At 70.0% G+C, this 10,191-nt stretch carries 7 protein-coding genes and 2 pseudogenes; 6 read left to right on the top strand and 3 right to left on the bottom strand.

The features are described 5' to 3' along the window. Nucleotides 1–266 precede the first annotated feature (266 nt). The gene (locus ACPXCS_RS39470) at nucleotides 267–587 is read left to right on the top strand and encodes a L,D-transpeptidase (RefSeq protein WP_425952331.1); all 321 of its coding nucleotides are present in this window, start codon (nucleotides 267–269) and stop codon (nucleotides 585–587) included. 176 nt (nucleotides 588–763) lie between these two features. Here the strand turns inward: ACPXCS_RS39470 and ACPXCS_RS39465 are convergent. Beyond that, nucleotides 764–1,054: pseudogene (locus ACPXCS_RS39465) on the bottom strand (heavy metal translocating P-type ATPase); the annotation flags it as partial. A 1-nt stretch (nucleotide 1,055) separates the two neighbouring features. On the opposite strand from ACPXCS_RS39465, the pseudogene ACPXCS_RS39460 reads away from it, so the two are divergent. After that, nucleotides 1,056–1,559: pseudogene (locus tag ACPXCS_RS39460) on the top strand (fused MFS/spermidine synthase); the annotation flags it as partial. Nucleotides 1,560–2,124: 565 nt separating this feature from the next. Here the strand turns inward: ACPXCS_RS39460 and ACPXCS_RS39455 are convergent. Next, nucleotides 2,125–2,850: a M23 family metallopeptidase gene (locus ACPXCS_RS39455; RefSeq protein WP_425952332.1), complete on the bottom strand. Its 726-nt coding sequence runs from the start codon at nucleotides 2,848–2,850 to the stop codon at nucleotides 2,125–2,127. Between the two features lie 1,077 nt (nucleotides 2,851–3,927). On the opposite strand from ACPXCS_RS39455, the gene ACPXCS_RS39450 reads away from it, so the two are divergent. Continuing rightward, on the top strand, nucleotides 3,928–4,632 hold the full coding sequence (locus tag ACPXCS_RS39450) for a SanA/YdcF family protein (protein ID WP_425952333.1): 705 nt from the start codon (nucleotides 3,928–3,930) through the stop codon (nucleotides 4,630–4,632). 283 nt (nucleotides 4,633–4,915) lie between these two features. On the opposite strand, the gene ACPXCS_RS39445 is transcribed toward ACPXCS_RS39450, so the two are convergent. Further along, nucleotides 4,916–6,343, bottom strand: a complete 1,428-nt coding sequence (locus ACPXCS_RS39445; RefSeq protein WP_425952334.1) for a hypothetical protein — start codon at nucleotides 6,341–6,343, stop codon at nucleotides 4,916–4,918. Between the two features lie 416 nt (nucleotides 6,344–6,759). Between ACPXCS_RS39445 and resB the strand changes: the two genes are divergently transcribed. The 3 genes from resB to ACPXCS_RS39430 all read left to right on the top strand — a co-directional run bounded on the left by resB (nucleotide 6,760) and on the right by ACPXCS_RS39430 (nucleotide 9,959). Next, the gene (resB, locus tag ACPXCS_RS39440; protein WP_425952335.1) at nucleotides 6,760–8,304 is read left to right on the top strand and encodes a cytochrome c biogenesis protein ResB; all 1,545 of its coding nucleotides are present in this window, start codon (nucleotides 6,760–6,762) and stop codon (nucleotides 8,302–8,304) included. Continuing rightward, on the top strand, nucleotides 8,301–9,407 hold the full coding sequence (ccsB, locus tag ACPXCS_RS39435) for a c-type cytochrome biogenesis protein CcsB (RefSeq protein ID WP_425952336.1): 1,107 nt from the start codon (nucleotides 8,301–8,303) through the stop codon (nucleotides 9,405–9,407). The genes resB and ccsB overlap by 4 nt, the downstream gene beginning before the upstream one ends. Nucleotides 9,408–9,554: 147 nt before the next feature. Then, nucleotides 9,555–9,959 (top strand): hypothetical protein, encoded by a 405-nt coding sequence (locus tag ACPXCS_RS39430; RefSeq protein WP_425952337.1) that lies wholly within the window; start codon nucleotides 9,555–9,557, stop codon nucleotides 9,957–9,959. The last annotated feature ends 232 nt before the right edge of the window (nucleotides 9,960–10,191 follow it).

The raw sequence follows: 10,191 nt of genomic DNA, 5'->3' as shown, positions 1-10,191 counted from the left end.
GACTTCCGTGCCAGCCGCAATCTCATGCCTGACCAGCAAAAACCGCACCTGGGGTTCGGAAAGAGAACGACCTCTGAACGCCTTCTCGTGTTGTGGTCCGTATCGTGCTGAGGCTCCCTTCAGGGAACGTGCACGCCGACTCGCCGCCATCATCTGCGTACTGGTGAGCTGCTGCGCCTGGCGTGCCCTGCCGCCGTTCGGATATCGAAGCCGATGGCGTTGGCGGCTGCGGGGGCCATGGTTCTGGCGGCCTGCAGGCCCCCACCATGCGCATGCATTCCGCCACCGTCGGTATCTTCGGGCCCGAGGCGTACGACCTCGGCGCGGTGAAGTGGGACGTCCAGCTGACGCCGTCGGGCACCTACGCCCATGCGGCGCCCTGGAACGAGGGCAGGTTCGGCAAGGTCAACGGCAGCCACGGCTGCATCGGTATGAGCACGGCCGACGCCAAGTGGTTCTACGACCAGGTCCACCTCGGCGCCCGGGTCACCGTCATCAACTACGTTGACACCCTGGCCGTCAACAACGGCTACGGTGACTGGAACGTCGACTGGGCCACCTGGCAGAAGGGCAGCGCCCTGAAGTAGCCGCACAAGCCGCGCGCATGGGCGGAGGAGTCACGCGCCCCCCCGGGACTGGGGGTCCCGGGAAAACTTCCGGCACGCTCGGAGGGTGAGCCGTCGAGCCCGAGGGGCGGGCTCGACGCTGAGGCGCCCGGCCTCATCGGACCGGGCGCCTCAGCCGAAGGGGCAATGTCTTGCGGTCACTTGAAGGACCGCAGCCGCAGGCTGTTCGTCACCACGAACACTGATGAGCACGCCATTGCGGCTCCCGCGATCATGGGGTTGAGCATGCCGGCAGCGGCGAGCGGCAGGGCCGCGACGTTGTAACCGAAGGCCCAGAAGAGGTTGCCCTTGATCGTGGCGAGGGTCTTGCGGGAGAGGCGGATCGCGTCCGCCGCGACCCGGAGGTCGCCCCGTACGAGGGTCAGGTCGCCCGCCTCTATCGCCGCGTCCGTGCCGGTGCCCATGGCCAGGCCCAGGTCGGCGGTGGCCGACGTGCGCGTCGAGGACGGCAGGCTCGGCCTGCGGCGACTGGACGCCGACAGTCGTGACCTCGTCGTCGGCGACGCCTTCGGGGGTGTCAGCGTGCCGTGGCACCTCACCACGGTGGAGGCGATGACGGACGTACGGCGGGTGCTCAAGGAGGACGGCTTGTACGTCGCCAACCTCATCGATCACGGTGGTCTGGCCTTCGCACGCGCCGAAGCAGCCACCCTCAGCAAGGTCTTCGAGCACGTCGACCTCGTCGGCGAACCCGCCGATATCGGCCTCGACCCGACCGCCACCGCCCGGGGCGGCAACCTGGTGGTCGTCGCCTCCGACCGGCCGGTCGACGTACGCGCGACGCAGAAAGTGCTGGGCGCCCGGCAGACCGGCTGGAAGATCGCCACCGGCGACGACCTCACGTTCTGGATCGGCGACGCCCGACCACTCACCGACGACTACGCACCCGTCGACCAGCTCCTCCAGCCCTACAGCCCACAGAGCAGCCAGTGACAAGACACATCCAGGCCCTGCCGACGCACCTGAACGAGTTGCCCCCGCTTACGCTCCTCCCTGGATGGACAGGCGTACAGCACGAGATGGCACCAGCGCCTTGAGCCCATCATGGGCGGACCGGTAGCCCTGCCTGTGGTCACGACGTGTCGCGCAGCCAAGGCGCCCGCGCGAGAAGACGTCTGTTGGGCGCGCTTCACGCAGCACCTTCATGTCCTGTGTACACCGCCCGCTGCTTATCGGTTCCCGCCTGGACGCAGGCGCGTGGCCACCCGGAGTGGAGTGAGGACGGGTGTCTTCGTCGGAGCGCTGAGGGTCCAGCTCGCACGGCCGACACTGACCTCCGCAAACGCCGACTCGCTGGGGCTCCGCCGAAAGTGGGAGCCGGCCGACGCGCGGAGACGACCGGGGCGTCGCGGTCGGAATGCCGCCCTCTCGACAGCAATGGTTCGCCCTCCCGCGGCGCTCGGCTTCCTGCGCGGCCGTGGCTCCGGGGCCCGGCCGGGCACTTCCGGGGCGGGCACCTGCCGGTGGTCGGCGCTTCCCCCGGGCGTCGTGGGCGCTGCTACGTCGGGTCGAGCCCGTGGCTGCGCAGCCACGTCAGCGGATCGATCGCATCGCCGCCGCCGGGGTGGACTTCCAGGTGGAGATGAGGGCCCGACGAGTTGCCCGTGCTGCCCGCGTAGCCGATGACGGTCCCCGCCTGGACGAGACCGGAGCGGATCCTGGCACTGGCGAGGTGGGCGTACCAGGTCTGTGTGCCGTCGGGGGCGGTCACCTTGACGAGGTTCCCGTAGTACGGATTCCACTCGGCGACGACCGTGCCGTCGGTCACCGCCTTCACCGGCGTGTTCATGGGCACAGGGAAGTCGAGGCCGGTGTGCCGACTGGACCACATGGAGCCGACCGCTCCGAACAGCTCGCCGACTCCCTTCTGCGCGACGGGGAGTGCGAACTTGGGGCGCAGTGCCTCCCTGCGCGCGGCCTCCGCCTTCTTTCGTTCCGCCGCCTCCCTCTTCTTGCGTTCCGCCTCCTCCCTCCGGCGTTCTTGTTCCTCACGCCGCTGCTGGTCGAGGTCGATGCGTTCCTGTGTACGGCTCGCGCGCTCGGCGAAGTCGTCGGCTTCCCGGCTGAGCGTGCGGAGCTGAGTGTCGAACTCGTCGTTGGCGGTGGAGGGTTGGACAGCAGGGTCCGGGGCGGCCTGCGTGGCCTTGCCGCTGCTGCCGCCGAGGCCGATGGAGGCGGCAGCGATCCCGGCCATGCCCATGAACGCGACCGAGGGAGCGACCACCGTCAGGAGCGCGGATCCTCGGCGCGGGGCCCGGCGACGGCGGCTGCCGGCGCGGCGCGTCGCCGTCCGGTCCGGGGAAGCGCTGGGGGACGTGGCTTCGGGCGCGCTATGGCGCACGGGGGTCTCACCGTGTGGCGGCGCTTGGCCTGGCGGTTCCTCGTCGGGAGGGCCGTGGAAAGCGATGATCTCGGCGGTGGCGTACGGACCGAGGGCGTCGAAGCTGTCCGAGGCCGGGGGAACGTCCTGCGGGGAAAAGTCCGGACCGGTGGTCTCCACCCACTGGGCTCCGTGCCACTGGCCGCTGAGGTCCGTTCGGTATCCGGGAGCCTCCCACGTGAGAGCGGTGTCGTGACCGCCGCTCTCGTAGTGGTGCCACGTCTGGTGGCCGAAGGACTCGTCACCAGGAGCGCCGGTGCCGTACGCGCCCGGTATCGCACCGAACAGCGGGTCGGGATCGGCGTGTCCGGTGTGGGGCTGACCAACGCTGTGGACAGAATGGCCGTAGGACTCGTACCCGGCTTCCCACCCGGGGCTCTCCGGCCATGACTCGTACGGGGAGGCGGCAACGGGGACTGCCGAGGTCGAAATCCCCGACGCATGACGGTCGTCCACCAGCACCTCCTCTTTCACCTGGACAGCCGAGGGGGATCGGTGACTGCCCGGGGAAGGTCCGTACGAACACCAGAACGGTCTTGGACCCCAAGCGGATACTAAACCACTACGTAACTTCTTATGGCGACTCAAGCGTCTGACGACCGCGGCGATCGTCGCCGACCGCCCGCACTGCGCGACCGTGGGGCCGTTCCGACCCGCGCTGTCTTTCTGCAGGGCAGGCGGCACGTGGACGTCGAGCTTGCTGCGGGAGCCTCGAGAACCAGCCGCGACCGGGATCCCCGACGCCTTCGCCGAGGCCCGGCGCCACTCAGTGAGGTTGGTCACGCTGCGAGGGTGAGTGGGGACCATGTGCGGGGTCATTCGTTTGGCAGAGCGCTGGTTGCTGTCCGGGACGGCAGAAACAGCCGAGCCACACAAGCCGCCGTTGAGCACGGTGGCCCACGAACTGGGGGGATCACTGTCATGCGCCTGCCGCGCCCGCATCCGAGCGCCATCCTCAAGCCGTGTCTGCCGCGCACCCGCGCAGGGCAGCGGCGGGCCGTGCAGGCGGTGATGCTCCTGTGCGTGCTGGCGTTGCTTCCCGCGACGTGGGTGTTCACGGCGGCGGACGGCCGGCTGCGGACGACAGCCGACGCCCCGCGCACCGGGGTGGCCGTTGTCTTCGGCGCGGGCCTGTTCGGGAACGGCGAGCCGTCGATTTTCCTCGCCAACCGCCTGGACGCGGCGGCGGAGTTGTACCGCGAGGGTCGTGTCGAGGTGGTTCTGGTCACCGGCGACAACAGCACCGTGCATTATGACGAGCCGCACGCCATGCGCCACTACCTCACCCATCGCGGTGTGCCCGACGCCCGCATCGTCAGCGACTACGCCGGCTTCGACACCTGGGACTCCTGCGTGCGGGCCAAGAAGATCTTCGGCGTCGACCGCGCGATCCTCGTCAGCCAGGGCTTCCACATCCGCCGGGCGGTCGCACTGTGCCAGGAGGCGGGCGTCGACTCGTACGGCGTCAGTGCGGCCGACCACCACGACGCGGTCTGGTACTACAACGCCACCCGCGAGGTGTTCGCCGCCAACAAGGCGGCCCTGGACGCGGCGTTCGAGCCAGACCCCCAGTTCCTCGGGCCGAAAGAACCTGGGGTTGCGCGGGTGCTGGCAGGCGCGCGGTGAGCAGCCGTCGGCTGAGGCCCGGTGATCAGAGGTCGGCTGACGGCCCTTTGAATCGCGGCGAGTGCTTCTCCAGAAGCCGCGCAGGCCTGGCCCGTTTGATCCTCCGGTCGCGGACAGGGTGTCGCACACGCGTCGTTCGAAGGACGTGCCGTCACCGAGGCCCGTCTTCAGGGGCGTGGTCGACGCACTCCCGGGCCGCCCGCACCGCCGCCCTGCCGGAGCGTCACACGGCAGTCGGGGTTCTGGGCCAGGGCAATCCCGTCGTCGGGACACGGTGGCAAACTCACCCCTGCGGCAGCGGGGTACGGCGGCCAGAGCGGGCGACGGCGACCAGGATCACCCCCGACAGCCCGTACAGCGCGACGGTGGCAGCCGCCCGGCCCGCACCCTCCTTCTGCGGGGCGGGCGGCACGTAGAGCGGCCGGGTCTCGTGCAGGAGCTGCGAGGAGCCGGCCTCGACCGGGATCCAGGTCTCCGTCGTCGAGGCCCCGGCGTCGCGGAAGACGGCGTAGACGAACCAGCGGCCGGACTCCGGCACAGTGACGTACCCGCGGTACACGCCCGCGCCGGACGAGGTGAGGGGGACGGACAGCTCCTGCCCGGCGCGTCGTGCGACAAGGACGGCGCGGCCGGATGCGTTCGGCTCGGGAGCCACGGTGACGTCGATCCGGGAGTCCCGAGCGGTCGTCCGCCAGTGGGCCTCGCCCGCCTCGGTCCCCTGACCGGGGTCGTGGGCGACCGCGCGCCCGGCGGACAGCAGGGGCAGCGCCAGAGTCAGCGCGGCGACCGTGAGCCCGGCTGTCCGGATCACAGTCAGCCGGTTGCGCGGCAACCCCTCCGCGACGAGCACGACCAGTGCCGAGCCGCCCAGCGAGAGGAGCAGGGAAGGGACGATCTGGTCGGCCGCGAGGGTCGAGCCGTGTGGCAGGAAGGGGAGCAGTGGCACGTACGCCGCGTGTACGGCGAGCGGGACGACGGGCGCGAGCCCCCACGGGGACGTACGCCACCTGCGGACCACGTCGGCCGCGAGGGCGACGACGAGCACGGGGGGCGGCACGATCGGCGTGGAATGCCCGAGACCGGCGAGTACCGGAATCACGGCCAGCCGCACGGCGGTGGCGACCAGGGCCGCGCGCGTGACGGCCCACGGATGCGAGTCGAACCGCCGGATCAGCACGACCGCCAGGGTGAGCCCGGTGGCGGCGGTCGGCAGGAACCACACGGCCGAGTACTGCGGCACGTCGGACTCGTACTCCATGACCGGCGCCAGCGAGGCAGCCAGGACCAGTCCGCCGCCGAGCACTAGGGGCCGGCCGCCGCCCTCGGCGGCGATCGCCCGGAGCAGGGTGACGGCCAGGGCGAACGTGGCGATGATGGCCAGCAGGTGCGGCGGACTCCACAGCACCGCGTCCCGGCCGAACGCGACGTGCCAGGCCTCGTCCGCCGGAGCCGAGATCCCGATGGCTCCGGCGGACATGACCGCCCACCGCAGGAGCGGATCCGCCATGGCCGTACGAAGGCTCCGGTCGCGGACACTCCCGATCCCCCACCACGCGGTGGCGGCGAGCGTCACCATGAGGGAGCCATAGAGCAGTACGTGCGGTGTGCTCCAGAAGGTGTCCCGGCCCACGTCGGTGTGCAGGGAATCGTCCCAGTACATGCTGAACAGCGCCAGCAGCCCGCCCGCTGCAGCTGCGATGAGCCGGTTCACGGTCCCCGCCCGCCTTCGTGGTTGACGACGCTCGATACAGTGAACATATACCCCAAGGGGTATTGCGGAAGCTGCTGTGGAAGGGTCGTGTCGGCGGCTTCCGGGGTCGCCCTGGGGGTGCTGCCCGCTGTGCCGTCATGCGATGCTGCGCGAGGGTCCCCTCCTCCCTCCGGTGCTCTAAGGACCTTCGTAGATGGCTCGCGGAGTGTTCTGTTCTCTCCGCTCGCGGGGGTCCTTTCCGTACCGGGTATGGCATGTGTCAGACTCGGCCCGTGGCTACTAATAGTTTTCGTAGTCTCGCCGATCCTCACACGCAAGGCGATGCCCCTACGAGTGAATCCGCGCCGCAGGCCAGCGAGCCCAAGGGGCTCGGGCCGGTCGGCTGGCTGCGCTGGGGCTGGCGTTCGCTGACCACGATGCGTACGGCCCTCGTCCTGCTGCTCCTGCTCGCGCTCGCCGCCGTGCCCGGTTCCCTCGTACCCCAGGAAGGGCGGCAGCCGGCGCAGGCCGCGGACTTCCGCGAGCGCTACCCGGACCTCGCCCCGCTTCTCGACAAGCTCGGCTTTTTCGACGTCTATGCGTCGCCCTGGTTCGCCGCCGTCTACCTGTTGCTCTTCATCTCGCTGGCCGGCTGCATCGTGCCGAGGACTTCGCAGTACGTACGAACCCTGCGGTCCCGTCCGCCGACGGCCCCCAGCCGCCTGGACCGCCTGCCGCAGCACGCCGTCTGGGCGGCGTCCGCCGACCAGGGCGAGGCGCTGCTCACCGCAAGGGACCTACTGCGACGTCGACGCTTTCGGGTCGCCGTCGACTCCGAAGGGAACGGATCGGTCGCGGGGGAGAAGGGATACCTGCGCGAGGCCGGAAACCTGGTGTTCCACACGGCGCTGTTCGGGCTCCTCGTCGCGCTCGCCGTTGGCAGCCTCTTCGGTACGACCGGCCAGAAGCTCGTCCTCGAAGGAGAGAGCTTCACCAACACCTTGACGCAGTACGACGATTTCACCCCTGGCACGTTGGCCTCAGCCGACAGCCTCCAGCCGTTCGGTTTCAGCCTCAAGGGGTTCTCGGCCACGTATCAACGCAGCGGTCCGCAGCGTGGCACCGCCAGCTCCTTCGTCGCGAAGCTCAGCTACACCGAGGACGGCGGCGGACAGGCGCGTGAGGCCCGCGTGGAGGTCAACAAGCCGCTGGTGGTGGGCGGTTCCAAGGTGTTCCTGGTCGGCCACGGTTACGCGCCCGTGGTGACCGTTCGCGACGGCAAGGGCGAGGTCGCGTGGCAAGGGCCCGCGGCGTTCCTGCCGCAGGACGGCAACCTGCGCTCGGTGGGTGTGGTCAAGGCGCCGGACGCCCGTGACCGCAACGGCAAGCGGGACGGCCTGGGTTTCTCCGGGCTCTTCCTGCCCACCGTCCAGCTGACCGAGAACGGCTGGTTCTCCTCCTTCCCCGCCACGGACGACCCGGTACTGGTCCTGACCGCGTACCACGGCGATCTCGGCATGGACAGCGGGCAGCCGCAGAACGTCTACCAGCTCGACTCCAGCCGTATGACGCAGTTCCGGGAGGCCGACGGATCGCCGTTCGCGAAGGCGCTGCGCCCCGGGGACCGGATGCAACTCCCTGGCGGAGCCGGCTCGCTCAGCTTCGACGGCATCAAGCAGTGGGCGAGCTTCCAGATCGCCCGCAACCCCAGCAACGGCATGGCCCTGTGGAGCTCTGTGGCCATAGGCCTCGGACTGTGCGCATCACTCTTCGTCCGCCGTCGACGGGTGTGGGTGCGCGTCGAGCCCATGCTGGGCGGCCGCGTACGGATCGTGGTCGCCGGGCTGGATCCCGGCGGTACCGAGCGGACGGCCGAGGAAGTGACCGAGCTCGCCGACGAGTTGCGTGAGCGGTTTCCCGCCCTGGGCAACACCACTCCGGACGTGAACAACACAGAACTCGTGCACCAGGAGCAGAAGTGAGCGGTACCTCTCTCGCGGACCAGGACCTGGCCCAGCTCGCCAACTGGCTGATGTACTCGGCCATCGCCGTCTATCTGCTCGCCTTCGTTGCCGCCTGCGCTGAGTGGGCGTTCGGTGGCAGCACCAAAGTCGTTCGCGTATCCGCTGCCGCCTCGTCGGCACAACGGACTCCGGTCGCGCCCTCACGCGGCCGGACGCGGAGCGTGGCCGTGGACGGTGCAACAGGAAGCAGCACGCAAGTGCTGGCACCGCCTGCGGCCACGTCTCCGGAAGAACACCGAACCCCGGCGGGCGACGGCGCCGGCGCGGCTGGTGACAGCCCCAGGGCCGACCTGGTCGGACGGATCGCCGTCTCGCTGACCGTGCTGGCGCTCCTGCTCCACTTCGGATCGGTCCTCGCCCGCGGTCTCGCGGTGAGCCGCCCGCCGTGGGGCAACATGTACGAGTTCTCCACCGCCTTCGCCCTGATGGCGTCGGCTGCGTACGTGGGCCTGCTCGCGGCCCGGAAGCCCGTGCGCTGGCTCGGAGTCCCGGTCCTCTTCTCGGTCCTGCTGACCCTCGGGCTCGCGGTGTCGGTGCTGTACGTCGACTCCGCGCAGCTCGTGCCCGCGCTGCACTCATACTGGCTGTGGATCCACGTCTCCGCCGCGATCATCTCCGGCGGCGTGTTCCACACGGCGGCCGTGGTCAGCGTCCTGTACCTGTTCCGCGACCGCTGGGAGCGCGAGGTCGCGGCAGGCCGGGCCGGCGGGCGAACGGCGGAGCTCTGGCGGCGGCTGCCGTCCGCGCGGACGCTGGACAAGCTGGCGTACCGGCTGACGGGTCTGGTGTTCCCGCTGTGGACCTTCGCGGTCATCGCGGGCGCGGTGTGGGCGGAGGCCGCGTGGGGGCGCTACTGGGGCTGGGACCCCAAGGAGACCTGGGCCTTTATCACCTGGGTCGCCTACGCCGCGTACCTGCACGCCCGTGCCACTGCCGGGTGGAAGGGCCGGCGCGCGGCGGTAGTCGGGCTCGTGGCGTTCGCCACCTTCGTCTTCAACTACTACGGCGTCAACATCCTCATCACCGGTCTGCACTCGTACGGAGGGCTGCCGACCGGATAAGGATCTCATCGGGTGGTGAGGCCGTAATGGTGGTCAGTACCCCCTGGGGGTAGGATGCGACTCCGGCAACCAGTCAGCACGGCACGGGTGGAACTCATGGCGATACGGACAGCTCACAGCGGCAGGGCCGTTCGCTGGGCGTGCGGGGTGTTCCTCACCCTGTCCGTCGCGCTGGCCGTGCTCGTCCACCACGAGACGTCCATGGCATCCATGAGGTCTATGACGACCGCATCGCCCACGTCGGCCTCTGCTCGCATGCCGGCTCTCGCCCACGCCGCGCATGCCATGGCGGACCCGGCCCACGCGATGGCGGGCGAGGCGCTGCCTTCCGCCTCGGAATCGTCCGCGCATGGCGTTGATTCCGGCGCTTGTGCCATGACCATGCAGCACTGCACCACGGCCGGCGTCGGTTCCGTGCAACTGGCCGCGCCGGGCCAGAGCACATTCGACCTGCCCACGGGCCTGGAGCGTGCCGGGGAAGCTCGTGTCCCCGCCGGCACGGTCGGGCGCGCCCCGCCCGACTTGTCCGTCCTCTCTCAACTGCGCATATAGGCCGCCCCGGACGGCGCGCGATGTGCCGTCCCTCGCGACCACATCGGCAGTTTCGAAACAGAGGACATAACACAATGAACAGCATCAACCGTCGCTCCGTCCTGCTCGCCGGGCTGGGAGTGGCCGGCGCCGGGGCGCTCGCCGCCTGCAGTAACGGGAGTGGCTCCGGCGGCAGCGCCCTGATCAGCCCCTCCGCCTCGGCGGTCGCCGCCACCGAGAGGAAGCGGAAGAG

Source organism: Streptomyces sp. DT190 (genome assembly GCF_049846985.1).
Taxonomy (GTDB): Bacteria; Actinomycetota; Actinomycetes; order Streptomycetales; family Streptomycetaceae; genus Streptomyces.
Note: the sequence above shows the minus strand (reverse complement) of the source record. Positions and strands in the feature narration are given on the sequence as shown.